The 26,977-nt window shown below is 58.4% G+C and carries 18 protein-coding genes; 11 read left to right on the top strand and 7 right to left on the bottom strand.

Going from position 1 to position 26,977, the window contains the following annotated elements; translation table 11 throughout:
- Positions 1-103 precede the first annotated feature (103 nt).
- From EC9_RS20550 to EC9_RS20570, 5 genes are all read left to right on the top strand, one after another.
- Positions 104-1,861, top strand: coding sequence for a flagellar basal body P-ring protein FlgI (locus tag EC9_RS20550; RefSeq protein WP_218934305.1), 1,758 nt, complete (start codon positions 104-106; stop codon positions 1,859-1,861).
- Between the two features lie 139 nt (positions 1,862-2,000).
- Positions 2,001-5,621, top strand: coding sequence for a chromosome segregation protein SMC (gene smc / locus EC9_RS20555; protein WP_145347990.1), 3,621 nt, complete (start codon positions 2,001-2,003; stop codon positions 5,619-5,621).
- A 110-nt stretch (positions 5,622-5,731) separates the two neighbouring features.
- Positions 5,732-8,050, top strand: coding sequence for a BatA domain-containing protein (locus EC9_RS20560; protein WP_145347991.1), 2,319 nt, complete (start codon positions 5,732-5,734; stop codon positions 8,048-8,050).
- Between the two features lie 116 nt (positions 8,051-8,166).
- Positions 8,167-10,806 carry an SdrD B-like domain-containing protein gene (locus tag EC9_RS20565; protein WP_145347992.1) on the top strand — a complete coding sequence of 880 codons (2,640 nt, stop codon included), beginning with the start codon at positions 8,167-8,169 and terminating at the stop codon, positions 10,804-10,806.
- Positions 10,807-11,308: 502 nt separating this feature from the next.
- Positions 11,309-12,328, top strand: a complete 1,020-nt coding sequence (locus tag EC9_RS20570; protein ID WP_218934306.1) for a DUF1559 domain-containing protein — start codon at positions 11,309-11,311, stop codon at positions 12,326-12,328.
- A 78-nt stretch (positions 12,329-12,406) separates the two neighbouring features.
- On the opposite strand, the gene EC9_RS20575 is transcribed toward EC9_RS20570, so the two are convergent.
- The 5 genes from EC9_RS20575 to EC9_RS20595 form a co-directional block, all read right to left on the bottom strand.
- Positions 12,407-13,966, bottom strand: a complete 1,560-nt coding sequence (locus EC9_RS20575; protein ID WP_145347994.1) for a carbon-nitrogen hydrolase family protein — start codon at positions 13,964-13,966, stop codon at positions 12,407-12,409.
- 142 nt (positions 13,967-14,108) lie between these two features.
- Positions 14,109-15,584: an NAD(P)/FAD-dependent oxidoreductase gene (locus tag EC9_RS20580; RefSeq protein ID WP_218934307.1), complete on the bottom strand. Its 1,476-nt coding sequence runs from the start codon at positions 15,582-15,584 to the stop codon at positions 14,109-14,111.
- Positions 15,577-16,581: a radical SAM protein gene (locus tag EC9_RS20585; protein WP_145347996.1), complete on the bottom strand. Its 1,005-nt coding sequence runs from the start codon at positions 16,579-16,581 to the stop codon at positions 15,577-15,579. Before EC9_RS20585 ends, EC9_RS20580 begins: the two co-directional genes overlap by 8 nt.
- Positions 16,578-17,906, bottom strand: coding sequence for an asparagine synthase-related protein (locus EC9_RS20590; protein ID WP_145347997.1), 1,329 nt, complete (start codon positions 17,904-17,906; stop codon positions 16,578-16,580). Before EC9_RS20590 ends, EC9_RS20585 begins: the two co-directional genes overlap by 4 nt.
- Positions 17,907-17,994: 88 nt before the next feature.
- Positions 17,995-18,570: a sigma-70 family RNA polymerase sigma factor gene (locus EC9_RS20595; protein ID WP_145347998.1), complete on the bottom strand. Its 576-nt coding sequence runs from the start codon at positions 18,568-18,570 to the stop codon at positions 17,995-17,997.
- Between the two features lie 139 nt (positions 18,571-18,709).
- Between EC9_RS20595 and EC9_RS20600 the strand changes: the two genes are divergently transcribed.
- The 3 genes from EC9_RS20600 to EC9_RS20610 all read left to right on the top strand — a co-directional run bounded on the left by EC9_RS20600 (position 18,710) and on the right by EC9_RS20610 (position 22,595).
- Positions 18,710-19,297, top strand: coding sequence for a sigma-70 family RNA polymerase sigma factor (locus EC9_RS20600; RefSeq protein ID WP_246105804.1), 588 nt, complete (start codon positions 18,710-18,712; stop codon positions 19,295-19,297).
- A gap of 94 nt (positions 19,298-19,391) precedes the next feature.
- On the top strand, positions 19,392-21,167 hold the full coding sequence (locus EC9_RS20605; RefSeq protein WP_145347999.1) for a serine/threonine-protein kinase: 1,776 nt from the start codon (positions 19,392-19,394) through the stop codon (positions 21,165-21,167).
- A 51-nt stretch (positions 21,168-21,218) separates the two neighbouring features.
- Positions 21,219-22,595 (top strand): META domain-containing protein, encoded by a 1,377-nt coding sequence (locus EC9_RS20610; RefSeq protein WP_145348000.1) that lies wholly within the window; start codon positions 21,219-21,221, stop codon positions 22,593-22,595.
- A gap of 58 nt (positions 22,596-22,653) precedes the next feature.
- Here the strand turns inward: EC9_RS20610 and EC9_RS20615 are convergent, their stop codons facing one another.
- Positions 22,654-22,878, bottom strand: coding sequence for a hypothetical protein (locus tag EC9_RS20615; RefSeq protein WP_218934308.1), 225 nt, complete (start codon positions 22,876-22,878; stop codon positions 22,654-22,656).
- Between the two features lie 423 nt (positions 22,879-23,301).
- Here EC9_RS20615 and EC9_RS20620 point away from each other — a divergent pair, with 423 nt between their 5' ends.
- Genes EC9_RS20620 through EC9_RS20630 form a run of 3 tightly spaced genes read left to right on the top strand, consistent with a single transcriptional unit; the run spans position 23,302 to position 24,551 of the window.
- Positions 23,302-23,526 (top strand): hypothetical protein, encoded by a 225-nt coding sequence (locus EC9_RS20620; protein WP_145348001.1) that lies wholly within the window; start codon positions 23,302-23,304, stop codon positions 23,524-23,526.
- The gene (locus EC9_RS20625) at positions 23,501-23,959 is read left to right on the top strand and encodes a hypothetical protein (protein WP_145348002.1); all 459 of its coding nucleotides are present in this window, start codon (positions 23,501-23,503) and stop codon (positions 23,957-23,959) included. The genes EC9_RS20620 and EC9_RS20625 overlap by 26 nt, the downstream gene beginning before the upstream one ends.
- Entirely contained in the window at positions 23,949-24,551 is a 603-nt protein-coding gene (locus EC9_RS20630; RefSeq protein WP_145348003.1) for a zeta toxin family protein, read from the top strand. The genes EC9_RS20625 and EC9_RS20630 overlap by 11 nt, the downstream gene beginning before the upstream one ends.
- Positions 24,552-24,771: 220 nt before the next feature.
- Here the strand turns inward: EC9_RS20630 and EC9_RS20635 are convergent, their stop codons facing one another.
- Positions 24,772-26,859, bottom strand: coding sequence for an alpha/beta hydrolase family protein (locus EC9_RS20635; protein ID WP_145348004.1), 2,088 nt, complete (start codon positions 26,857-26,859; stop codon positions 24,772-24,774).
- Positions 26,860-26,977: the final 118 nt, after the last annotated feature.

The raw sequence follows: 26,977 nt of genomic DNA on the forward strand, positions 1-26,977 counted from the left end.
TTGACCTTGCCGACGCGACGGGGGTAATGTGCCGCTGGTAAATAGCATAATGTTTGTCTTGCCATCTTCGCTGCGATAGATTTCCTGGGTAAGGATGCCCGCCATGATAAATGCCAATTCGGCCCGTTTCGTTCGACTGGGGCAATCCGCTTTGTGGGGATTGCTGATCGTCGCCAGCTGTGGCTGTCTGAGCCCTTGGATGGGGAAGAAAGACGACGCGAGTGAAAACGAGGTCGCGGTTGTCGAAGAACTTTTCGAGAGTGAAAACCGGCCTAAACTGGTTCGCGATGCAACCGTTTCGATGGGTATGAACCCCGTCAAATTGGAATCGATCGCAATCGTCAATGGCCTGGCAGGCACCGGGGGAATCCCTGAACCATCCCCTCAACGCGATACGATCCTGTCGGAGCTCAAGACGCTCAACATCAACGACCCCAATCAATTTCTGGACTCCAATCAATCGGCGATGGTTTCGGTCGAAGCCTTCCTGCCCCCAGGAATCCAGAAAGACGATCCGATCGATCTGTTTGTTCGGATCAGCACGCGATCGACCGCAACCAGTTTGCGTGGTGGTTGGTTGATGCCCGCCCGTCTACAAGAGGTTCGGTTGTTGAACAATCAATTGCGGACCAGCGATATGCTGGCCGTGGGGACCGGGCCGGTGCTGATCCGCAGCGCCTACGAAGCGGGAGACGAGAAGGCGTTGATTCGCGAGGGAGTGATCCCGTCGGGAGGCCGCAGCACCAAATCGCGCACCGTGGGACTGATCATCCGTCCCGCGTTCCAACACGCTTTCATCTCCGCACAAATTGCCAACGACATCAATCGCCGGTTCTTCTTCTTCGATGGAACCAACCGCCGCGGGATCGCCAACGCCAAAGAGGACGACTTCATCGAACTGTCGATCCATCCAACCTACCACCGCAACATTCCACGGATGATGTCGGTCGTGCAGTCGGTTGCGATCAAAGATTCCATCGACGAACGGCATGTCCGAATCAAAGACCTCACGGCTCGGTTGACCGAACCATCGACCGCCGCCGCCGCGGCCCTACAACTGGAAGCGATCGGCGACGAAGGGGCGGTGCCGTTGCGAGTGGCCGCGACCGTTGCCAATCCCGAGATCCGGTTTTATGCCGCCGAAGCGCTTGCCTACATGGACGACGTCGACGCCATCGACCCGTTGGTCGAACTCGCCAGAACCGAACCTGCGTTCCGGTACCGATCTCTGTTAGCCCTGAGCATCTTAGAACATCGATTAGCCGCCGAGGGGCTGCGAGAATTGATGGATGAGACGAGCGTTGAAACTCGCTACGGCGCGTTCCGCAATTTGCGTGAACGTCCCGATCGCGAACTGTTGGTCCCAGGGACCGAGCTGGGAGATGGCTTTTCGTTTTTCCACGTCGCATCGAAAGCCGAACCACTGGTGGTCGTCAGCACGCTGCGTTACGCCGAAGTCGTCGTCTTTGGCGGCCCGGTGGCGATTCGTCCCCCAAAATATCTGATGGCCGGATCGGGGATCATGGTTCGCGGCGACGACCAAGGCAAACTGCGAATCAGCCGTTTTCAACCGGGGAAACCAGATGCTCGCAGCACTGGCTCGGCGACCGTTGGCGGGTTGATCAAAGGAATCGCCGACGTCGGGGGCAACTACAGCGACGTTGTCGAAGTCCTTCGGATCGCCAAAGAGCAGGGAGATCTGGAAGCTCGCTTTGCGATCGACCCGCTTCCCAAAACGCTCCGCACCTACCATCGCGATACGGATGAAGCCAGCGAAGAATCGAGCTACGCAGAGCTAGCCCCGAGCAATATCGACCCCCCGGTCGGCAGCGGCAAAAAAGAAGCTTGGTGGAAGTTTTAACGCCATAGAGTGTCGAAAACCGCGATAAATCCTTCGAAAATGGACCAATTGAGGCCGACAGACTCCGCTGCTCTAACATAATAATAGACTGAGAGGTGCCTTACCCCTTTCTGCCCGTCGCAAGAACGAACCCCTTCGCATGCTCAAAGCCCTTGAACTGGCAGGCTTCAAAAGCTTTGCCGACCGAACCCGATTCGATTTCCCCGACGGCATTACCGTCGTCGTGGGTCCGAACGGTTCTGGCAAGTCGAATATTGTCGACGGCATCAAATGGGTGCTCGGTTCGCAATCGGCCAAAAGTCTCCGCGGCAAGGACATGTCCGATGTGATCTTCAAGGGATCGCAAAGTCGCAAAGCGGCTGCATCGGCCGAAGCGACAATCGTCTTCGACAATGCCGCCGGCACGCTGCCAGTCGACGCTCCCGAGGTTCACGTCACACGCCGCGTCTTCCGCAGCGGCGAGGGCGAGTATCTGATCAATGGCGAACCGTGCCGCTTAAAGGATGTCAAAAATCTGGTCCGCGGTACCGGGATCGGAATCGATGCCTACAGCCTGATCGAACAGGGCAAAGTCGATCGGATGCTCAACGCCAGCGCCAAGGATCGTCGCGCGATCTTTGAAGAGGCTGCCGGTATCAGCCGTTTCAAAGCGAAGAAAGTCGAAGCGGCCCGGCGGTTGGCTCGCGTCGATCAGAACTTGGTTCGATTGGGCGACATCGTCGACGAAGTCGCCGCGCGACTCAAAAGCATCAAAAGCCAGGCGACCAAAGCGGAACGCTATCGGATCCAAAGCACGCGTCTGAAAGAACTGCGGATGCAGGTTGCGTGGACCGATTGGCAAGAGTTCTCGCAATGCTTGGAACAAACCGACACCGAACTGGCCGAAGCCGAAGCGGCACGCGAGGCGGTGCAAGCGGAACTGGCCAGCGTGACCGAGTCGCGTCAAGAATTGGAGATGAGTGTCCAGTCGGTTGCGATGAAAGCGCAAGCGGTCGAAGCCAGCCGAACCGAATCGTCGCGGCGGATCGCATCGCTGGCCGGTCGTCGCGACGCCGACACCACCGCTCGTAAAGACATCGAACATTCCTGCGCCGCCCAGCGACGACGGCTACAAGTTCTGCAAGCTCAAGCCGGGACCGCTACGGCGGAACTGAAACGCTTGGAGATTCGGCTGCAAGACGCGTTGGAAATGGGAGCTGCCGCGAAGGCGACTGCCGAAGCTGCCGAAGCCGAAAACGCTCGCGTAGGCCAACATGTCGATTCCGTCCGCCGCAGCAGCCTGGAAGCCGAACAACAGCATTTGACAGCGCTCCGCCAAGCGAGCGAATTCGATGGCCAGATGCAGCGGTTGAACCAACAGATCGCCGAAGCTCAACGCAGCGAAAAGGTGCTCGAACAACGGATCTCTGCGCAACAAGCGGTTGTTAAGCGGTTGACCGATGATGCCCAGCGATGCCAGAAAGTCGTGGCCGATCTCGATACGCAGATCGAAGCGTATGCGGTCCAGATCGATACGATGGAAAACGAATTGGCCGACCGCCGCCGCGTCCTCAATCGCCGCCGCGAAGAGATCGCGGCGTTGCAGAGCCGGTTGCACGGGGTCAGCGAACGATTGAACGTGCTGGAAGATTTGCAGCAACGCCACGAAGGAGTCGAAAACGGTGTCCGAGATGTCTTAGACGCCGCCGCTCGCGACGACTCCGCCCCCCTGGCCAGCTGTCGTGGAATCGTCGCCGATCTGTTCGAAGCCGATGTTCATGTCGCTCCGTTGATCGATGTTGCCCTCGGTAGCAAGTCGCAGTTTCTAGTCGTCAGCGGCGACGAGCTTCAACACGCGGTCGCCTCGGGCGAAGTCAAACTGAGCGGTCGCGTGGGGCTGATCCGGATGGACGAATTGCCTAGCGTGCGGCCAGGCGAACGAATCCGCCTGGACGGGCTCAGCGGTATCATCGGCCGCGCCGACCGAATGGTCAAAGCGAACGAAGTGCTGGAGCCGTTGGTCAGGCATCTGTTATGCACCACGTGGTTGGTCGAATCGCTTGAGATCGCCTTGGGCCTGAGCCGACTGAGCGGAGCGGGACTACGTTTTGTCACCCGCAACTGCGAACTGCTGGAACGCGACGGCAGCGTCGTGATCGGCCCGGCTCGAGCGGCCGCCGGTTTGGTCAGCCGCCGCAGCGAACTCGCCTCGGCTCGCAAAGAACAACAAACCTATCGCTACCAGCTGGAAGAATCGGACAAGGAAGCGTCGCGATTGGCGGCCAACGTCGAACAACGTGACGCCGAACTGCACCAGATCATCACCAAGCACCGCGACGCAGTCACCCAGCGAGCCGCCTCGGGTGCCACGCTGACCGCGGCGACCGATGCCTTGGACGCGCAAGTCCATGCGTTGCGATCGTTGACCGAAGAAGCCGAATCGATCCACCGGACCCACAACGAAAGTCAGGTCGAATTGGTGGAAGTGCGGCAGGCGTTGGCCGGTTGTCGGCAACGGGCCCAGCGGTACGAGAGCCAGCAGGAAGAGTACAAGCAGACCTTGCAGGCGGCTCAAGAAGAAGAGCGTCAAGCTTCCGATGCGTTGATGAAAGCGAACGTCGAACTGGCCCGCAGCGAACAGCGCAGCGAGGCGTTGGAAACGGCGATCGGCCAAGTCCGCCGCGACCAAGGCGAACGCCGCGAGGCTGTCGATGAAGTTCGACAACGGTTGGATGCGGAACTGCAACGCCAGAAAGATCTCGATCGCCGAATGCTCGACGCGTCTTCGGAATTGAACGAACTGTATCTGCTGGAACAGACCGATGGCGCGGCGCTCAAGCAGCTTGCGGCGGAAGTCAGTGGCGTGCGGGTCAACATCGCAGCCAAGCAAAAAGAGATCGATGCGGTTCAAAAGCGGGTCAACAAAGCGGCCGAACAGGTCCACGCGATCCAACGCCGACGCGACACCGCCGACGTCCAGCGAGCAAACCTAGCCCAGCGGTTGCTGGACGACTACGAGATCAATCTCGCCGAAGTGCCGATCCCCGAAGACTTCGAACCACCCGAAGATCGCAAAGCGGTGGAACAGGAGATCACCACGCTGCGCCAACAGGTGCAGAAATCGGGATCGGTCAACATGGAAGCGCTCGAAGAACTGGAAGAGTTGCAAGAGCGTTACGACATGCTGCACGGTCAGTATCAAGACTTGACCGCGGCCAAGGCGTCGCTGGAACGGATCGTTAACAAGATCAACGCCGATTCGCGGCGACTGTTCCTCGACACGCTGGAAGCGATTCGGACCAACTTCCAAACACTGTATCGTCGCTCGTTTGGCGGCGGTAGCGCCGACCTGATCCTCGAAGAAGGGGCCGATCCGTTGGAAGCCGGTGTCGAGATCATCGCAACTCCGCCAGGCAAGCCAACGTTCAGCAACACGCTGCTCTCGGGTGGTGAAAAGGCGCTCACAGCCGTTGCGCTGCTGATGTCGATCTTCAAATACCGCCCCAGCCCGTTCTGCGTGTTGGACGAGGTCGACGCACCGTTCGACGAAGCGAATATCGGCCGTTTTGTCAGCGTGTTGCAGGAGTTTCTCGAGCACAGCAAGTTTGTCGTCGTCACCCACTCCAAAAAGACGATGACCGCCGCGCACACGTTGTACGGCGTCACGATGCAGGAATCGGGCGTTTCGACACGCGTCTCGGTTCGCTTCGAAGATGTCAGCGAGGACGGACACATCAGCGAAGATGCTGTCAAACGATCGAAAAACGACGAAGCTGCTTAAACGAGTTCGCAATCCAGGTCCAACTCCCCCCCGATCCGCTAAGCTGGCACGGCATCGCAACCAGCACTCCAGGCTACACCGATTCACCAGTTCGGCCGAACATCGTCTTTATGGGATTCCTTAACGTCACGCTGTTGTTCGGACTCGCCGCAGCCGCGATTCCGATCGCCCTGCACCTGCTGGGACGACGCGAACCGCAGCGGCTGGAATTTCCCGCCCTGCGATTTCTCACCCAGCGGATCGAAACCAATCGCCGCCGGATGCGTGTCCGGCACTGGTCGCTGCTGCTGCTCCGCGTGCTGGCTCTGGCCGGGCTCGCGTTGGCCCTCGCCCAACCGCACGTCCCGAGTGCTCGCGGCGGCACATGGCTTTCGGTCGGCATCATCGCCGTTTTGGGAATGGCCACCGCCGCGATGGCAGCTTGGGCATTTGCTCAGCAGAAATCGCTGCGATTTGTGCTCCCGATGGCGATCGCTGGCGGCCTGTTATTACTCGGAGCGACCATCTGGGGCGCCGCCGTCGCGGCGACCGAAAAGGGACCGGTCGTCAACACACAGCGTCCCTCGGCGGTTGCGATCGTGGTCGACAATTCGGTGCGGATGACCTATCAAACCGATGACGGATCTCGGCTGGAAATCGCTCGCCAATGGGCCGGGTGGATCGTCGATCACTACACCGACACGAGCACTCTGGCGATTCTCGACCGCAGCGTCAAACCGAGGGTCGCCGCGATCGATCTCGCGGCGGCGCGGCGGGCGATCCGGCGGCTGGAACCGTTACAAGTCCCGCAGCCTTTGGAACAGCAGATCGAAGCCGCCGCGGCGATTGTCGCCAACAGCCCCTTCGAGCAGCGCGTCGTCTATGTGATCACCGACCGAACCGCCGCCAGCTGGAACCGATCGGCAACGCTCTCCCTGCCTGAAGGCGTCGACCTACAAGTCATCGATGTCGGTTCGGACGTCGCCCAAAATCGTACCCTCGGCGACGTGCAGGTCGCTTCGGAATCGGTAGCTCGCGGGATCCCGGTGCCGGTGCAAACCCAAGTCGCCAGCGTCGGAGATTTCCCGTCGGGGCAGGTCTCGGTCGAACTGCGGTTGTACGATCGCGATCCGACGCTCCCCGTCCTGCGCGATGGAAAAACAGTCTTTCCCGAGGCGCGGGTGATCGATCGCCAGCGAGCCACGATCGCCGATCCGGCTCGCAGCGACATCACGCTGTCGCTGCCGCCGCTGGAACCGGGAGTCCATCATGCCGAGATCGCGCTCAGCGAAACCGATGCATTGCCGATCGACAACACGCGTTATCTGACGATCGCCGTGAATCAACCGCCGCGTGCCCTGCTGGTTTCCAACAACGCCAATGAGCGACGTGTCATCGAACAGGCGTTGGCGTTGCCGGGTGTCAGTGGCAGCGGCAGCGTCGACTACGACGTCGATGGAATCGCGATGTCCGACCTGCTGCAAACGACACTTTCCGATTACCGCGTGATCGGTCTGCTGGATCCTCCGCGACTGTCGACAGCGCAACAAGACCTGCTGACGGCGTGGACTCAGCAAGGTGGCAAGCTGTGGGTCAGCTTGGGCCCTGCTTGGGAAGAGCAAGAAGAACAAACCGATGACGATCCGTTGATCGGTCGCGTGGTCCGGCAGTGGCGAGTCCCCGAACCGGGACACTGGATCGATACGCAGGGGAGCGGCCATCCGGCGCTACGACCGTTTGCCGCCGTCGCGGGCAACGTTCCCTGGCAACTGTACCCGATCTATCGCTACTGGCAGATCGATCGCCAAGAGAGTGACGTCGTGATCGCTCGATACACCGATACTCAGCACCCCGCGATGATCGATCGAGCCATCGGGGCGGGGCGGTTGTTGATGTTCACGACTCCGCTGCCCGGAATCGACGGCCCGGGGCGGCGTTGGAACGAACTGTTCAGCACCAGCGAAGAGTATTGGCCGGCGTTTCTGTTGGTTCGTGGCGCGTTTGACTATTTGGCCGATCGCGACCCGGGAACACTCAACGTTCGCGTCGGCCAGCCGGTAGGACTGAAGACAGCCGATGGAGCGCCGCATCGGTATCAGTTGTTCGCTGGTTCCGCAGCCCCCGTCGTCGTCGAATCAAGCGGCAGCCAAGTTGCCCCCGGGCCGGCCGCCGTCGCAGGAAACTACTGGTTGCGCAGCAGCGGCGAAACCCTCGGTTACAGCGTCAACCTGGCTCCCGCCGAAACCGACCTGCAGCGAATCTCGACCGACGACCTGACCGCGATCCTCGGCGCCGACCGCTACAAATTGGTCACCGAGCGAGAACAGATCGATTGGTCGGCGACAACGGGTTCCAACGCCCAACCCTTCTACGCCCAGATGATGCTGTTGGTCTGCGGCGTGTTTGTCCTGGAACAAATCCTGGCCAATCGCTTCTACGCGGCCAAATAGCTAGAAAAACCGCCCCCTCACACCACGCCGGGGGGGGTTCTGCCAACTTTTTGCTTGGTCGATGCGAGGTTCGTGTTTAGCATGAATCGAATCCATCCGTTCAGGCAGGGGCAGCAATGAAGTATCCACAACAAAACAAGTTCAAACGCCGTCGTCGTCTAGTGGCCGAATCGCTCGAATCGCGAGCTCTGCTGGCAACATTGGGATTGGGAGTGGAGTTCTACGAAGTCGGCGGCAGCGGACCAGTCAGCTCGTTGAAGGCGGGGGAACTCTATGATGCCCGCGTGGTGGTCGATGTTCCCGATTCGACCTCCGGCGTGATCTCGTTGCCACTCAACTACTCGTGGGATCCCAAGGTTTTGGAACTGGAAGATCCCGCGCTTGCGGGTGAGACATTCCCGTTGATCAACACCGACGTTCCGGGCAGTTTGGTGACGCCAAACTTCACGCTCCAACGGGCCGTCGGTAACTATACCGCGGAAGCTCCGAAATTTGATGCCAGCGGCGATCCTGCCAACTTTGATTCGTTTTATAATATCGAAGGAGTTCGCGGCGGTGCCTTGCCCGCCGCAACCAACGGATCGGCGATCGCATCGGGAACCGAAACGGGAACATTTTCCGGTGACCTGCGATTTCGCGTCCTCTCCGATCTGAACGCCTTCGCGTCGACAACCTTCACGATCGCGCTGGATGGATCGATGGCGTTCGAAAATGGCGAGGCGCTAGATGCGGTGACAGGGATTTCGGGGGCCGTCGGTCTCGATCTTCCTTCCGCCACCCAAAATCAAATCGTTCAGGCGACGCTTCCGATTGCGATCGGTGGCAACAAGCAGGAGATCGATGCGAACAATGCCAGCGGTCCTCCCGCGTCGCCGGTAACGATGTTGCTCGACTTTGGCAACGACGGAATCTTCGATGGCCCTAGCGACCAAACCGTCACGACCGAGGCCGACGGCAGCTATCAGTTTGTGCTTCCCCCCGAAACCGCGGTCGGCACCTATTCGATCCAAGAGGTGTTGCAAGACGGCAGGATCCAGTTGGCACCTGCCAACGGCGCGTTTAACTTTTCCGTCGATGCCGGTGGAGCGATCACCCCCACCGATTCGACTGACCCTCCACTGCCACCGTTCGACTTTGTGAACCAAGTGGTCGCGATCGGCGGCACCAAGTTCCAAGATCGCAACGACAGCGGAACGATCGGCGTCCGCGATGCCACCGATCCACCGTTCGCGGGCGTGACGATCACACTGGACATCAATAACGACGGCCCCACGACGCCCGACCAATCGGCCGTCACCGCCGCCGACGGCAGCTACCAATTTGTCGAGGTCCCGACCGGAACGCACCGCGTGTATGAACCCAACGATACCGACCAAACCTTTCCCGCCGCTGGCAGCTATCTGGTCACGATCGATGAGACAAGCGTTGTCGTCGCTCCCAGCGTTCCCTTAAATGAACTCGATTTTGGAAACCGAGGCCCCGTCGAGCCACCACGTGTACAGATCACGGGGATCAAGCGTATCGACACCAACCAGAACGGCGCAATCGATCCCGGTGTCGACACGCCGCAAGCGGGAGTGACGATCCATTTGGACATCGGCAACGACGGCTCGACAGCTAACGACACGATCGACGATGCGGTTACCGATGCCGCCGGGGAATATCAGTTCGATGACGTGCCGGTCGGAACCCACGCGATTTATGAGAGCGTTCCTATCGGTTTCGAACAGGTTCTGCCCGCCACATCGCATGTGGTCACGGTCAATGCGGACGGCAGCGTCACGTCGCCAACGGGCCTCGATTTCTTGAACGCTGAAATCGCAGGACTCTCCAGCATCGCCGGATACGTCTACACCGATAGCGATCGCGACGGGCTGCTGGATGCCGATGAGATCGGTCTGCCGGGCGTCACGGTTCGTCTGATCAGCAACACTCCCGGCGTGCCGACGGTATCGACAGTGACAGGTCCCGATGGATGGTACAACTTTGAAAACGTACGGCCCGGCACCTACAGCATCGACGAGATCCAACCGGCTCGTTTCGGAGATGCTTCGATTTCTCTGGGCCAGGTTTTGCCTGGGACCGTCGCGGTCGGTACGACATCGGGATTCAATCGCTTCGACGGCGTGACGGTTGACAACGGACAAAACGCCATCAACTACAACTTTGGTGAGAGTCTCAAAGTCTTCTCCAAACGGATGCTGTTGGCCCGATCGAGCGTTCGCGAGGAACTGTTCTCCAACCTGGGCGTCGATGCGACCACTGTTTCGGGAACCGCGGGAGACGACGTCGTCAGGATCGAACAGACCAACACTCAGTGGCGGATCACGATCAACGGGCAAACGACATTTGTCCCGCTTGCGGAGATGTTGATCGTCGATGCGTTGGGCGGAAACGATCGCGTCGAAGTGATCGGCACCAGCAACGACGAAGAGGCACATGTCGAGCAAAACCAATTGGCGATGGTCACCGATCCAAGCAACGGCGATGGCCTGCTGGTCCTTGGCGCCGAAGAACTCACCGTCGACGGGCGACTTGGCGACGACTTGCTGGTCGTCGAGGGATCGACCGCCGCGGATCAACTCTCCGGCAGCGGCGACGAGGTCTCGCTCACTTATGGCGTGGGATCGACGACCGTCCGCGGACTGAGCTTCGACCGCGTCCGCGCAATCAATCCGACCGATGCGTCCACCAACCAATCGACCACCGCGGTGATCGATTACGTGTTGGAATTGGTAGGCCAGTGGAACACCTAGCGACCGCGTGGTCGCAACCTACCAGGTGACTTCCTTGAGTCGCGCACGAGTCTCAAGTCGACTCGATTGCCTCCCTCTTCGATCTGGCCAATGCCACGGCTCAAGGCTTCCTCTCTATCGCCTCCGTTTTCCGCAGTGTGTGCCTAAGCTTCAGGCACAACACGGACTTCTCGTGTCGACACAGGCGGGCACTCGCTGCGCAGCTGCCTTTTTTCCATAATTTGCCACCATCGCTCCACAACCCACACAAGAACCACGGCCACCATTACCACCCCACCAAGAGCCGCCCCGCGACCATTAAGGACACTCGCCCACCTTGTCAGAATCGACATCACACACAAGAAGGATGCCATGCTCCGCTCTGCGACCTTCTTGTTTTGGCATCTCCATTGCTTCTAGCGTCATGCAATCCTCCAATCCGAGCTACATCTTGGACGGAGGCCCTTTTTTCGTCACTCATGTGACATGCAATTCTGCATCTCTTCAAAGGAAGCTTTCTGCTATGAATCTCTTGGGTCAAAAGAAGCGTGGACGCTCTGGCTTTACATTGGTTGAATTGTTGGTCGTGATTGCGATCATCGGAATTTTGGTGGGGCTGTTGCTGCCCGCAGTTCAAGCCGCTCGGGAAGCGGCCCGACGGATGTCGTGTTCCAACAACATGAAACAGATCGGTTTGGCGTTGCACAATTACCACGACACGCACCGCGTCTTCCCTTATTCAGTGTCGGCAAGTGGTGCGGTGACAACCGGTTCCGCGATCCCAGCGGCCAACGGAGTGTTGAACCACCGCGGTTGGATGCTGTTGTTGCCGTTCATCGAACTGCAGAACCTGCAAGATCAGATCGACATGAACTTGCCCACCAGTTCCTATGACCGCAATGGCGTCGGGCTCGCAGGCCCCGCACCGGGTGCCGCAGGCAATGCAAACGATGTCGTTGTCAGCACAGCGATCGAGGCATTCCTGTGTCCATCGGATCCAAATCCGACCAACTACTCGACGGCTACCAGCACTTCCTATTCGATCTCCCCTGGCACCACCGATTTGTTGGGAGCCTTCACCAATTACGACTTCAGCGTTCGACGCAGCTCGTCGACAGTGGAGAAATGGAGCCGAGATTCGTTTGCTACTAAGCGGATGTTTGGCAACGATGAATCGTCGCGGATGCGTGACCTAACCGATGGAACCAGTAACACCGCAGCCGTCTGCGAAACCTTGCGAGCTACGATCGACGGTGTCTCGCAAACTTGGGGTTACGTCAAATGGGTTGGCCACGGCGTCGACCTAGCCTACTCCCGCGGCATCAACGACAACGAATGCTGCGGCTGGGACTCGACTCCCTATGCACGTGCTTCGCGTCCAAGCCAGCTGGGCGAATGGTCGACGGTTGGCAGCACGCATCCCGGTGGAGCCCAGATGACCTTCGGCGATGGTTCGGTCCACTTCCTCAGCGACACCACCGACCAAACCGTGCTCAATCTGCTCTCGTACATCTCCGACGGGCAACCGGTCGGAGAGTTCTAATCGCCCAGTGACTCGAACGACCAGACGCAAACAAACGGCAACCGGGTTCCCCGGTTGCCGTTTCTGTTTGCTGGCGGCTTAGACTTCAAACGTCTTGCCGTTCTCTTCATAAGTCACTCGGTAGATATCCTTGCGGCGGTCGTTCCAGTTTTGCACGCTCCCCGATTCGCGATGCTTCCGCAGAATTTCCAGATCGACGTCATCCATGACAACGGTTTCGATGTTCGGATTGCATTCCGCACCCACCGAGTCGCGAGAGAAGCCGACGTCGGCGGGGGTCAGAATCGCCGATTGGGCATAGTGAATGTCGGCGTTTTCGACAAACGGCAGGTTGCCGGTACATCCCGCGATCGCAACGTAGACGTGGTTCTCCACACACCTCGCTTGAGCGCAGTGTCGAATCCGCAGATAGCCTTCGACGGTGTCGGTGTTAAACGGCACGAAGATGATCTGCGCACCTTTCGCCGCGGCGATCCGGACCAATTCGGGGAATTCGATGTCATAACAGATCAACATCGCGACGCGACCTGAATCGGTATCGAAGACGTTGACAAAATCTCCAGGACTGACGCCCCACCACTTCCGTTCGCTGGGAGTGATGTGAATCTTATATTGCTTGTGGATCGTACCATCGCGACCAAAGCAGTAGGCGACGTTGTAGAGCTTTTCGTTTTCGACGACAAACTGAGATCCACCGATCACGTTCACATTGTATTTGACGGCGCACTCGGTAAAAAACTCGAGGTACTGCGGCGTGAACTCGGCCAGTCGGCGTGCGGCGAGGCCGGGACGAGCCGATTCGACGCACGACAACAACTGCGTCGTAAACAGTTCGGGAAACATGATGAAGTCGCACTTATAATCGGCAGCGACGTCGACGAAGAACTCACTCTGCTGCGTGAACTCACCGAAGTTGTTAATCCGTCGCAGTTCATATTGCACGACCGCCAGGCGGACCGGTTCAAAAGCGGCGTGATACCGCCGTGTCCGAGAGGCTTGATATTCCAAATTCCTCCATTCCAGAAAGGTCGCGTAGCCGCGCGATGCCTGATCGCTAGGGAAGTAATTGGGGATCAAACCTTGCAGCGCGAAGCCGTTGGCAATTTGCGCGGTCAACACGGGATCGTGGATCGCCTTGGCAACCACTCGTTCGACATATTCGCTGGCCGACATCTCATCCGCTCGATCGCCGTACCCTGGAATCCGACCACCGATGATGATCCGTTCGATATTGCGTTCGCGGCACAGTTGTTTCCGCGCGTCGTACAATCGCCGCGACAACTTCATCCCGCGATATTTGGGATCGACCATGATCTCGATCCCATACAGCGTATCCCCTTCGGGAGAGTGATTGCGAATGTAACCGTTGTCGGCAACCTGGGTCCAATCGTGCCAAGCGGTCGTGCGATCGTAACGCAAAACCAAACTCGACGACGACGCCGCGACCTCGCCATCGATCTCGACCACCAACTGCCCCTCGGGAAAGACCTTGATTTGGCTTTCGATCTGGTCGCGGGTCCACGGCGACATCCCCGGAAAACAGCGCTGTTGCATTTTCACCAACGCATCGTAGTCGTCGATCGACAGCTGACGAACTTTGACTTTCCATTCAAATTCTTTGAGATCGAGTGGATCCATCAGAGAGTACCCTATTATCCATTGTTAGCGTTTTCCGCTGCTGTTTCGCGGGCCGCGATCTCGGCAGACGATCACCTGTATTCTCGCGTGCCGACCGCTCAGCCGGGAAGTGGGCGCCGGGCAATTCTGCACGCAATTGAGCTTAAACCGGCTTGGCCGTTCGGGCATACATCCCGTTGCATTCTCTGTCTAACAATCCGCCCCGATTCCAGGGAGCGATCACCTGCCGCAACCTGTCTTCGAATCGATCGCAAGCTGCCGGTCCGCGACCGGCGTCGCTCGCCCGCTGCAGCTCTCCACGCGCTTCGCCCACAACCGTTAGAAACCGCAGTTCGTCAGCGTGCAGAAATGCCGCAACGCCTCCCCCCGGCGACTGTTCCATCGACGTCACCGCAGCGAAATAGAGCATGCACCAAGCCGACCACAAGCGAAAGCTGGGCAGCCCCGCATAACAACCTTCGACCAGTTGATCGACAAGACGCAATTCATCGATCAAGGTCGACGAGTAGTTTCCCAGTTCAGCAAGGAGCTGATTCGATGTGCCTGTCTGCAGTAGAATCTCCGCCAACCGCCGAACGCCAAACATCGTATGCGCAAGGCCGGTGCTGTGCAGCGGATCGATGAAGCCCGCGGTGTTGGGCAGCGCCGCCCAGCCCGGACCAGCCGCCAGCGAGGTCAGCCGCTGCATCCGCGATGTCATCTGCAAACCGCCGGCTGGCGCAACGATCCTTGCCGCGGCAAATTGCTGTCGCAGGAACGGAAAACGATCCAAACGCTGCCGCCAGATTCCATCCGCATTCGGCTTAGGCGTATCCGCCGGCTGACCGATCGCAAACCCTGCGCTCACGCTGTCGTCGCAGAAACGCAGCTGCCACATCCACCCGTCGTCCAACACATGATGAACCGCAGCATCATCGCAGCCGAAGGGATGACGGCGTCGATCGATCTGCCGGCGGTCCAGCATCTCAGCGACCGACGTGACGTTTTCGAAGTGTCCGTAAACGGCCCAGCTGTTCGTTTTCAATCGGTGAGTCTGCGAGGCGATCTTCAGGTAACGCAACACCTCCCCCGCCGCTCCCGTTGCGTCGACAATCATCGGCGCACGAAGCGAGAACTTAACACCGGAAGCCTCGCCAGCAACCAACCACTGCGAATCCTCGCGGCTCAGCCGATAGCTTGCCCCTTCGAATTGCATAGCGCCTCGATCGGCAGCTCGCTCGAACAACCAAGCATCGACGTCGCTCCGCAGCCAGTGCGTGTCGGAGTGTTCGTCGTCACTGCTGGCCGCGACAAGCAATTGATCGGCTGGCGAAAACTCCGCGTTGGGCGAGTGCCCGAAATAGCTGAAGCCTCGCTTCAAACCACACATAAGTTCCGGATGCCTTCGTCGCCAGGGGCCAAACGCGGTCAGAGGCATCAGCTCGGGCAAGTCGTACCGCTGGGCGAGTTCTTTCAGCGTCGCATCGGCCAGGGGCGTCGATGACTCTCCGATCGTAAACCGGGGATGGACCGCGCGATCGATCACAGCGACGCGCAGTCCCTGGCGGGCCAGCAGCAGACTCAACAGACTGCCACCAAAACCGGAACCGAGGATCAACAGATCGACTTCTTTATTCAAGGCGGCCGCCTCCATCCGAATCGCAGACTTGGCAGATCACCGGCGGCGGAACCGTTTGCGTCCTATTCATCCTCTGCAAGCGATCGATCCGCTGCCGGGCGCAGCCAGTGCACGAAGCAAACTGTTCCGCGTCCCAGAGATCAGCCAGGACGATGCCCGATTTCCAACGCAACGTCTCGTCGAGGACGGTTTCCAACGAGGTTAACCGCGGCGGCGAGAAGAGGCCTTCGCGCTGCAACCGTTCCATGATCCCATTGCCCCCGCGAGTCGGAATGACCGCGCAACAATCGACTCCCGAATTAAAGGCGAACCGGACCGATTCGATCGCTCGCTCGATGCCTTCCCGCTCGGTCGTCCACGGCGGACGCAGCAGGATAAACGCGCGGACGCGGATTCCGTTGGAGGTCAGGAACTCCGCCGCGCGGGCAAAGTCGTCGCGGGTGATCTGTTTGTTCAATCGCTGCAGCGTCGGCGGATGCGAAGTTTCCAGCCCGATCGCGACTTCCAGATCGGTGCCACACTGATCTCGAAAACGCAACGCCCGATCGTCGCACAGCTTGGGATGATTTTCGGTGATCACCGATCGATGGCCGCCAACGATTTTTGCGATCCGCGGCAGGTCTTCGCGCGGGACCGCGGCGGCGTCAAAAAAATTGCCGCTGTTGTAGAGCTTGATCCGCGGCGCGGCGGGCAGCGACGCCAGCGCGTGCTCAATCTGCTGGACGATCGATCCCGGCGGAACACGATCGTCGGTCGTGTTCTTCCACAGATCGCACATCAAACAGCGGAACGGACACTCGCGATTGGTCAGGAAGATCGTGGCGACATCTTCGACAATCCGGTCGACCGAAAATTCGGGCTCGACAAACGCTTGATACGCCCGCCGCAGATCGACTCTATTTTTGGGACCACGCGCGGCCAGAATCTGCCGATCGGTGATCGTTTCCGCCAACTCGCGCGGCGCCGGATCTTCGATTGGCCGATCGCCATCGATCATTCCAGCACCTGGCGAAACGCATTGCGATAGCTCTGCTCATCGGCGGGGAACAAATTTGCAAAGACCTCTTCGGTCGAAGCCCCATGTTGGAAGCGGCATTTTTCAAACGTCGGCATCGTCAGCCCCGTCACCTGTTCCACACCGCGGCGGACGATTTCGCCTTTCAGAGCGTACAGTTTGTCGTGCTGCCAATCGGTCAGTTCGATGAACGGGATCCCCTCGGCGACTTCGATCACGCTCGGCACGGCAAACGGGCTGAAACCTTGGAACCCGGTCTGGCGAACCGGAGCAAACGATCGCACATGCCCTCGACTCTGCCCGCCGCTGTAGGTCAGCGAATGTTTGATCGCGTCGACGCCCCAGCCTTCCTGATAGAGCATCAGATTATTCAGCACGCTGCGGATCGTCAGCTCGCGATTCTCTTCGATCGGATAGTCTTTCAGGTTCTCGTCCCCGCCGTCGCCATCCAACAGATACTTCCAGTCGGGATAGCGGCGGCGAATTCCGCGGCACAGTGCCAGGCCCATCGTCGCTGCTTGGACGTCCAGCGGTTTGTAGTCTTCGATCACGCGAATCGCTTTGCGGTAGTCGACTTCCCCGACCGGACAATCGATGACTTCGAGAAACATTCCCAAATCGAGGTCGCTCAAAAAGCGATGAGCCTGATCGGCGTCGCGTCCCTGGCCGTCGATCGAGAGCGTAAACGCCTTCAACCGCGCCGGCGAATCGCCCCGCTTTAACAGACAATCGTACGTGGTGCAGAAGACAGCTCCACTGTCGATCCCGCCACTGAATAACACGCCGATCGGTTCGGCCGGATTGATCTGATCGATCCACTGGGCGATCGACGCTTGCAGTGCCCCGATATATTGACCGCCGATCTCATCCAGATTTGCCGGTAAGCGATTCCGCTGGGGCGTGAAGAACCGCGTGTATTGTGGGTTCGGATCGGGACAGCCTAACAAAGCGATCTCGACGATGTGATGAGCAGGCACCATCCGCGTATACGACGGATGGAATTGACCATCGAGTCCCCCGGCGATCAACCAATCGCGAATCTCATCCATCCGCTCGGCCACAACCAGACAAGGCCCATCGACCTGCTTGGCTAAGAAATATCGCATCGGACGCCCGATCGATCGGGCCAACCGCACGATGTGGCCGTTGCGATGGACTAGCGCGAACTGTCCCTCGATATTTTTGAGCGCCTCAGCATCCCCGCTCCCCAGCAACTCAACCGCCTCGTCGACCGTGGCATTCAATAATATGTTGGCATCGGGATCGAGAAGACTAACAAATCGTTCCACATATTGATGATTGTGCACCGGTAACCGCCCTTCCAAAGATGAATGCCTGAGAGGTTCGCAGTATACGCAATACGAAGCGCATTGCAGAGACGCGGTTTCCGGCGGACTAATCGGCCAATTCGCCCCCGAGTTCGCGGCGCAACCAGGCGCGCAACATCGTCCATTCCGCTTCGACGGTCCGTTTGGAAACGCACAACACGTTAGCGACCTCTTCGACCGTCAGGCCGCCATAAAACCTCAGCTCGACAATTTGAGCCTGCCGTGGATCGAGCGTTGCCAGTTTGGCCAAGGCGTCTTCGATGGCCAACACATCTTCGTCCTCTTGATTGGTGACACGCATGTCATCGGAAAGCGGAATGCGTTGACTTTGGCCGCCCCGTTTATGGCGATTTTTGCCGCGGGCGTGATCGACCAAAATCCGTCGCATCATTTTGGCACCGATCGCAAAAAAATGCGTCTTCCCCTGCCAATCGACGCGCGTCTGGTCGGCCATCCGCAAATAGGTCTCGTTCACCAGCGCCGTCGGTTGCAGCGTATGGGACGGAGATTCCTGATTGAGCATCGATTGAGCCAGGCGTCGCAATTGGTCGTAGACCTCCGGCATCAAACGATCCGCCGCGGCGGGATCCCCGTCGACGATCTGTTGCAGCGAGCTGGCGACATCGATGGAATCGTCGTTCATTTTTGGAGAGGTTTGTTGGAGGATCGGGGCTCAATTCACAAATGGAACTGCGGGGCTCATGACCAACCGTCGCGTACCGGTGCGAGAGAGGTTGTTCCGGCAAAAAACAATGTACGAAAGTCCATCGATGCAGTCCACCATGAGTTCGACAATCCTAGAAATCCAATTGATGTCTGTCCCTGAATTGATCACCGCGGCAAAGCTGGGTGATACCAATGCCTATGCGGAAGTTGTTGTGCGATACCAAGACCGTTTATATGGCGCCATGCGGCATCATGTCGGTTGTCCGATCCTTGCCGAAGATATCGTGCAAGATGCGTTTGTGCGGGCCTATATCCATCTAGGGTCGTTTCGCCAGGAGAGTGAGTTTTACACTTGGTTGTACCGCATCGCGTTAAACGCCCGTCGATCCTACACCGAAAAGCAGCGCCGCTGGGTACCGATCGAATCGGCCACCGAAAGCGATCGACGGCACGGCCGGCAAATCGAGGAATCGCCGTCGGCGGCGATCGAACGCAGCGAAAGTTGCGAACAGGTGCGTCAAGCGATGAAACGCCTGGACGATAGTTTTCAAGAGGTGCTAGTGCTGCGAGAATTCGAGGGGCACGACTATCAAAAGATCGCGGAGATCTTGAAAATCTGCGTCGGTACCGTCCGCAGCCGATTGTCGCGCGCCCGGTCACAGCTGCGGCGGGAACTTTCCGCTTACGAGCAATCGATTAATTAGCAGCCGCTGTGTCACACGTCGAAACAGGCAAGACGTACACTCTTAGAGTAAGGACTTGCATGGCACCGGAAGTCCACGGAACTTGAGCAGCGAGATGGCGTTGAACGAACAGCAATACGCAAAGGTCAAGGATATTTTTTCTCAAGCGATTGCTGCCCCCGAGTTGCAATGGTCGGGAATCGTCGCTGCGCTGGCTGCTGAGGATCCAGTTGTCGCCGACGAGGTCCGTTCGCTGCTGAGGCATCATCGCGACGTGACGCTGCTCGACTCGCAACCCCAGGAATCAACCGAGCCGACGGCGATTATGCCGGGCGGTGCGGTCCGGCAAGCTATAGATTTCGTCGATCCCGAGGTCCCAGTCGATACATTCCTCGTGCAGCGAGAGATCTGGGAAGAGAACCGGCAGATCTTGCGGCGGCGGTTGATCGTGATCGCCATCGTGATGTCGTTGTTCATCGCGGTTTCGATGATCCGGTTGATGACCTATCACTACGCCGCCGTCGGCTATGGAGTCCGCGTCGCCGCGCTGCTGATCAGCCTCGGTGCCGCCTGGGTTCTGCATAGCGATCACAAGCTGAGTCTGCGGCGGCTGCGAATCATCGAACTGGTCGTGATGGCCAACGCTGGGCTACTGGCATCGGTAATCTATTTAAGGATGCTGTTGGATGCCGCGGCTCGCCAAGACGTGGTGATGTTTGTCAGCATCAACAACTGGCACTTCTTCGCTTGGGCGTTGCTGATCTTGATCTACGGGATCTTCATGCCCAACAACTGGCAGCGAGCCGCCGCGGTCGTCTTCCCGATGGTCCTGGTCCCAAATTTGACCATCCGTCTGGCCGCTTGGATCGATCCACAAATCCCGTTGCTGTTGGCTCAAGATACGTTTGGCAAACCGATTCCCGAAGTCTGTGTCGCCGCATGCATCGCGACTTACACGGCGCATCTGATCCATGGAGCTCGGTTGTCGGCGTTCCAAGCCCGCCGCTTGGCTCAATATAAGATCAAGCGTTTGATCGGCGAAGGAGGAATGGGGCGAGTCTACGAAGCGGAACATCTGCTGCTGAAACGCTCCTGTGCGATCAAGCTGATCCAACCCGAACGCAGCGTCGAGGGGGAAGCTTTGCAGAGGTTCGAACGCGAGGTGCGAGCGACAGCCAAGTTGACGCATCCGCACACGATCGAAGTCTACGATTATGGCCAGACGAACGAGGGAGTCTTCTTTTTCGCGATGGAGTTGTTGCCGGGGATGAACCTGCGTGAAATGGTCAAACGGACCGGCCCCATGCCCGCGCCCCGGGCGATTCACTTTTTAATCGAGATTTGCGAAGCCTTGCAGGAAGCTCACAAGGCCGGCCTGATCCACCGGGACATCAAGCCGGCGAACGTCTTCGCGTCGCAGCGTGGAGGAATCGAAGACTACACGAAACTGCTGGACTTTGGCGTCGTCCGCGACGCGACGCTCGATCTCGATCCCCACACGGCGGCGGTCGAGGCGCAACGGATCGCGGGAACTCCCGATTACATGTCGCCTGAACAGGTGGCGACTCCCAGTCTCGTCGGACCTCCCAGCGACCTGTACAGTGTTGGCGCCGTCGGATATTACCTGCTGACCGGTCGGCCTCCATTGACGGGCGGTTCGCCGCAAGAGGTGATGCGGGCCAAGTTGACGCAAACGCCGGAACCTCCTTCGACTCACACAGCCGATGTTCCCGCCGACCTCGAAGCGATCGTGATGCGTTGTCTGTGCACCAACCCCGCGGGTCGTCCGGGGAGTGCCGCAGAACTGTTACACGAACTGCGGGACTGCGAATCGGCGGGCCGCTGGAGCGAAGAAAATGCGTCGGCCTGGTGGATAACGCAAACCGATTGAACCGCAGCCGATTAGAATCAGCACTCAACCTATCACCTCATGGAATATTTAATGAGAATCTCGTCACTCGTTTTTGTCGCGCTGCTCGCTTCGTTTTCGGCCGCGACGGCAAAAGCACAACCGGGCTCCAGTCCTCACGTCGATCCATTGCCTTCGTGGAATGAAACCGCACGCAAACAAGCGGTGATCGATTTTGTAAACCGCGTCACCGATCGCGATGGCGACGACTTTGTCCCGCCGGCTCAGCGGATCGCTGTCTTCGATAACGATGGCACGCTGTGGCCCGAAGCGCCGCTTCCCTTTCAAGTTGAATTTGTGTTCGAAGAACTCAAACGCCGCGCGCCGCAAGAACCCAAATTGGCAGCAGATCCGATGGTGCAAGCCGCGTTGGCGGGCGATGTGAAGAAGCTGCTGGCGGGCAAGCACTACGATGGCTTGATGCGAATCCTGGCGCTGACGCATACCGGCATGACGACCGTCGATTTTGATGCGCGCGTCGAATCTTGGCGGAAGATCGCACGACATCCACGCTTTCAGAAAGCGTACACCGATCTCACTTATCAACCGATGCAGGAGCTGCTGACGTATCTCCGCGACAATGGTTTCGAGACGTTCATCGTCTCCGGTGGTGGAGCCGATTTCATGCGGGTCTGGTCCGAAGCTGTCTACGGGATTCCGCCGCAGAATGTCGTTGGATCGACAGCGTTAACGAAGTTCGAATTTCGCGACGGCAAACCTGTCTTGATCAAGACGATGGACCAGGCGTTTGTCGACGACAAGGATGGCAAACCGGTCGGGATTCATCAGTTCATCGGTCGGCGGCCGATCGCCTGTTTTGGCAACAGCGATGGAGATCAAGCGATGCTCGAATACACGACGATCGGCAACCCGTTGCCAAGTTTCGGGATGCTGGTTCATCACACCGATGCCGAACGCGAGTACGCTTACGACGCTCATCCGCCCGCCAGCGGCACGCTGGTTACCGCGCTCGCAGCGGCACCGGCTAACGGTTGGAACGTGGTTGATATGAAGACCGACTGGAATCAGATTTGGAGAACCGACGCATTGGAATCAGCGCAGACCTTTTCAAAAGCATTGGTCGGCAACTGGTTGGCCGAGGATATCGAGAACCGAGGCGTCGTCGACCGGGCGCAAACGACGCTGGAGATCGCCGACGACGGCGCCGCAGCGGGCAACACTTCGGTCAACCGCTACTCGGGCAAAGCGAAGATCAGCGGAGATAAGATCGAACTGGGACGGTTGGTCATGACGCGCCGCGCCGGTCCGCAATCGCTGATGGATCAAGAGACGCGGTTCATGGCGGCACTGGCTAAAGTGACCCGCTACCGAATCGGCGACGACGGCCTGCTGTACCTGATCGACGCCGAAGGAAACGAGATCGTGCGGTTTTCAAAAATCGAAAACTAACCGCACGTTGAGTGATCCGATTCGAGATCCTTCCTGCGAGAGGATCTTGGATCGCGGATCAGCTTGGTTCATCGTGCGGTTCGTTGAAATTGGGGCCCCAGGGATCGATCTGCTTCAGCTGTTTCGATTCCAGGAAGCGATAGCAGTCGGGCAGGTCGAACCGCTGCAAGATCCCGGGGACCATCGACGAGAGCGGCCACTTGTAGGTCTCCGCCGATGCAAGATCGGTATACGACGTGAGAGCGTGTTGCAGCGTGACCTGCTTCACGACCGGCGACAACACCGCCGCAAACGTCGCCGGGATCGCTCCCCAACCGGCCGAAAGAGGACACCCATAAAATGCCTGCCATCCACAGTCTCTCGACTCCCCAAAAAATGCTTGCGCTTGCTCGAAGTTTGGCTGTCCCAAAAATATCTCTGCGACTCTGACAAACCATCTGTCGACTCTCAAGTCTGCGAGTGCCACGCCGGTTGTGGCAAGCCGAACTAGCTGACCATTTACTCAAGACGTTCAAACCGAGTTTGGATGTGCCGCCAACCCGATGATGATCCGTGTTGGGAATTTTGAAGAGCCACAGACGTTTAAAACTGCCGAAAACGCCGCCAGCCGCGTTTTTTCACGCTTCAATTTGCCTTGACTAAGGTTGGTGATTTCTGGGACTCTCCGTCAAAGTCGATTTCGCTTAGCCCACGGAAGGGAAACGTTATGAAAAGCTCGGAAGCATCCTTTACCGCTGACGGTGTGCAAACGTTGAATTCCGTCTGTGATGAGTTTCGACGACAACTCAAAGCCGGCTTGTTAAAATGCGGTAGTAACTCTCCGGTGGCCCCTGACGATGTCCTGCGCGTCGCGGAAGCCTTGCAGCAGTCGCCGTGGCTCACAAAATTCCAGGAAGACGACTCCGATGACTCCGAGCGACGAGCAGCCTGATCGGTCGGTGAACGATTCTGAACTTTCGTTCTCGGCCCTTGAAGAGCGAGACACCTTGGTTCAAGCGTTCCGTGATTTCGTGGACGCGGAACTTGCGAAGCCCGGATTGAATAACATCTCCGAAGTGGTCGCCGAATTCTCTCGTCGCGTCACTTTCTTGACAAAGCACTTTGATGTTGATCACCTCACGGATGATCTCGCGGCGCAGTTACTAGCACTGAGCGACGCGAAAATGGCGGAACTCGCCTTGGACGCGGTCGATTCAGAAGCGGGCCGTGACCGACTAGCACGCTACCTTAACTCTCAACCGTATCCGCACTACGAAACCGATCCGAACAATCGCGACTTGGTCATCCGGATCGAAGAGAACGGCTCCCGCGTGTTGGGGCACTTCGTCAACGAGCACTTTGTTGCCGTGAACAATGAGCGGTGACAGCCCGAATGACCGTCCGACGATCATCGCGTTGGCAGGATCAAACGGAGCTGGCAAATCCACCTTCTACGAAACGCATCTTGCCAGTCTCAGTTGGCCATTTGTCAATGCGGATCTGCTTGCGAAGGAACTGAGCCTCGATCCGTATCCCGCAGCAGAGCTCGCAAAACAGCAACGCGAGGAACTCTTTGAGCAGAAGGCTAGCTTCATCTTTGAAACGGTATTTTCAGATCCAGTAGGCGAGAAGGTTGGTTTTCTAGAAGAGGCCGCAAAGTCTGGCTACCACGTCATCCTCAGCTTTGTGGCAATCCGTGATCCCGAAATGTCGATTCAAAGAGTCGGGATGCGAGTGAGTCAGGGTGGGCACTCGGTCCCGATAGAGAAGCTTCGCTCACGCCACGCCAGAACTCTGGAGAATCTGAAGCTGGCGATTCGGTGTCTTCCACAGGTCCGCATCTTCGACAACTCAGATCTCAGCAAACCCTACGAGCATGTTGCTACGTTCGTGAACGGAGAGCCGCAGACAGGATTCGGCATGCTCAGCGCGTGGCTGATAAAGCGTCTTGCGTCTGAGTTCTATCCCGGTGCGTAAATCACTTGCAACGCAACGTTCACCAAGAGTTCAGAGGAAGCCAAAAGGGGACGCCTACAGTGTCTCGAGTCCCCAAAAATGCTTGAGCGAGCTCGAAGTTTGGCTGGCTCCAAAATGGTCGCGCTGCGGCTCGCGCCGCAGGCTTTGTGCGATCGCCGGCTCTGCGGCTTTAAACCTTTCATCGAAGCTCCTGCACGTGGAAGCGAGCTTCACCAGCGGATCAGCTTGGTTCGTCGTGCGGATCGTCGAAGTTTGGCCCCCAGGGATCGATCTGCTTCAACTGTTTCGATTCCAGGTAGCGGTAGCAGTCGGGCAGATCGAACCGCTGCAAGATTCCGGGGACCATCGACGAGAGCGGCCACTTGTAGGTCTCCGCCGAGGCGAGATCGGTATACGACGTGAGGGCGTGTTGCAGCGTGACCTGTTTCACGACCGGCGACAACACCGCCGCAAACGTCGCCGGGATCGCTCCCCAACCGTTTCCGATCAAATGGACTCCGTCGTGACCGAAGGACTGCAGCCAGTTGAGGACCGTCAGAAGATCGAACGTCCGTTGCCGCGGGTATTCGTCGCGGAACATCACTCCGTGAATCGCGTACATGTAATCGGAACCGTACGCGGACAGATAGGAATTGACGTCGGCGGTATCGGGTTGCGATTCCCCCATGCCGCGCAGGTCGACCGTGAAGACGGGCGTGTCAGGATTTTCGGCGATCGCTTTACCAAGCAGTTCGTTTTCGCGTAGCTCCGCATCGGACGAGTGATGCGACACATACAGGATCGCCTGACGCTTATCCTTGGGCGGTCGCGAGAAGTGCCAGTCGTTGTCGATTCGATAGACCAACGCTTGCACGCGTGGTTCGGTCTCGATCACATATGCGGCGACGTACTTGCGAGGATATTTACGATCGCGGCGGTTTCGCAAGATCCGATAGTGCGAATCGTCCAGCGGTTTTCGATCCCCCAACCAATCGTGGACCATCTTCTTCAGCGGCTTTGCGCCGATCTCACCTCGGCTCTCCGCCAGCTTAGCAGCCGCTTCGCGGGTGAACTGTTGGACCGTCTTCGAACCCAACTCGCTGACCTGGCCATCAGGAGTGCACCACAAGGTCTTATCGTCTTCGATCGTCATCTCGGGCTCTGCCGGATCGCCATCGCTGCCGGTGGCGCGATTGAACCAACCGTACATCGCCTCGCGATTCTCTAGAGTGAAACCGTGACGCGTTGGCCCCACGAACAGACCGATGTTCTCCTCTTTCCCAAGCTTGCTATACAGCCGCTTCAGTCGCTCGTAAGCTTGTTCGGCACCGCGGACATCGAAGAAGTCCTGCTCCTTGGCCAGGATGATGACCGGTTTGGGAGCCAGCGCGGCCAGAAAGTCTTCGTGATCTAGGCCCAGAGCGAGTGCATTGGGAGGACATTGTTCGGTGTCCGTCGGCAACTCGTTCTCCAGGTTCCGAACGAACGACGTCACGTAACAGGATGGAGCGGCCATCGCCCACCGCTGGTCGACTCCGGCCAACAGCGTGGTCATCGTTCCGCCGCCCGAATTGCCTGTCACGCCGATCTGTGCAGGATCGACCTCGGGGCGGGTGAGTAGATAATCGAAGGCTCGAATGCCATCCCAGGCTCTCCACATACTGAACGACTCGCCCGTCAGGAACTGCTGATTCCCAGCCAACAGATGCTCGCGAACGCCGACGCCGACGTGCGACTTCAGATGTTCGTCGACATACTGCAACCGTTCGCCTTGTCCGATGGGATCGTAGATCAGGCAGACATAACCCTTTTTAGCGAGGCCCTGCGAGAACGACTGGTAGGCTTCTTCGGCTTTCCCATTGTGAGAGTGACCGCAGGTGCCGACGACCGCCGGACGTGGGCCTTCGACATGGGTTGGGATATAGAGATTGGCAGTCACCAAAAAACCGGGGCGACTCTCGAAGATCAGATTCTCGATCCGATACCCTTCGCGTTGGACGACTCCTGTGATTTGTGGATTCAGCGGCGTCTTCTCGGGCCGCGGTCCGAAGCATTCTCGCACCCGCGTTTGGCACGACTTCACGTACGCTTCCGCATCGGCCTGCGTTTCGATGGCATCGAGCCGGGCAACTCGCTTGTCATGAAATTTCCGCATCCGGTCGACGTAATATTCTTGTATCATCCGCGGGAAACGATTCAGCGGCGTCATCGCCGCCGGTTCGGATTGCCCCATCGCTCCGCTGGCCCACCACTGCTGGGCGATCAACGCTCCCAGCGCTCCGGCAGCCGATGATTGCAAAAATTGACGACGTGGATTCGGGGAGGACATGCAGGTCTCCAGAGGAGGGTAGGGAGAGTATCGCGGGAGGGAAAGTTAGCCAACATGGTAACCCAAACCGACGGCGGCATCGACTTTTAAGGAGCTCGAATCGCAGGTGCGGCAACGG

Source organism: Rosistilla ulvae, from assembly GCF_007741475.1.
Lineage (GTDB): Bacteria > Planctomycetota > Planctomycetia > Pirellulales > Pirellulaceae > Rosistilla > Rosistilla ulvae.

Coding starts and splice junctions, on each gene's coding strand:
- EC9_RS20550 (WP_218934305.1), top strand. CDS start 104: ATGATAAATGCCAATTCGGCCCGTTTCGTTCGACTGGGGCAATCCGCT.
- smc (WP_145347990.1), top strand. CDS start 2,001: ATGCTCAAAGCCCTTGAACTGGCAGGCTTCAAAAGCTTTGCCGACCGA.
- EC9_RS20560 (WP_145347991.1), top strand. CDS start 5,732: ATGGGATTCCTTAACGTCACGCTGTTGTTCGGACTCGCCGCAGCCGCG.
- EC9_RS20565 (WP_145347992.1), top strand. CDS start 8,167: ATGAAGTATCCACAACAAAACAAGTTCAAACGCCGTCGTCGTCTAGTG.
- EC9_RS20570 (WP_218934306.1), top strand. CDS start 11,309: ATGAATCTCTTGGGTCAAAAGAAGCGTGGACGCTCTGGCTTTACATTG.
- EC9_RS20575 (WP_145347994.1), bottom strand. CDS start 13,966: ATGGATCCACTCGATCTCAAAGAATTTGAATGGAAAGTCAAAGTTCGT.
- EC9_RS20585 (WP_145347996.1), bottom strand. CDS start 16,581: ATGATCGATGGCGATCGGCCAATCGAAGATCCGGCGCCGCGCGAGTTG.
- EC9_RS20595 (WP_145347998.1), bottom strand. CDS start 18,570: ATGAACGACGATTCCATCGATGTCGCCAGCTCGCTGCAACAGATCGTC.
- EC9_RS20600 (WP_246105804.1), top strand. CDS start 18,710: ATGAGTTCGACAATCCTAGAAATCCAATTGATGTCTGTCCCTGAATTG.
- EC9_RS20605 (WP_145347999.1), top strand. CDS start 19,392: ATGGCGTTGAACGAACAGCAATACGCAAAGGTCAAGGATATTTTTTCT.
- EC9_RS20610 (WP_145348000.1), top strand. CDS start 21,219: ATGAGAATCTCGTCACTCGTTTTTGTCGCGCTGCTCGCTTCGTTTTCG.
- EC9_RS20620 (WP_145348001.1), top strand. CDS start 23,302: ATGAAAAGCTCGGAAGCATCCTTTACCGCTGACGGTGTGCAAACGTTG.
- EC9_RS20625 (WP_145348002.1), top strand. CDS start 23,501: ATGACTCCGAGCGACGAGCAGCCTGATCGGTCGGTGAACGATTCTGAA.
- EC9_RS20630 (WP_145348003.1), top strand. CDS start 23,949: ATGAGCGGTGACAGCCCGAATGACCGTCCGACGATCATCGCGTTGGCA.
- EC9_RS20635 (WP_145348004.1), bottom strand. CDS start 26,859: ATGTCCTCCCCGAATCCACGTCGTCAATTTTTGCAATCATCGGCTGCC.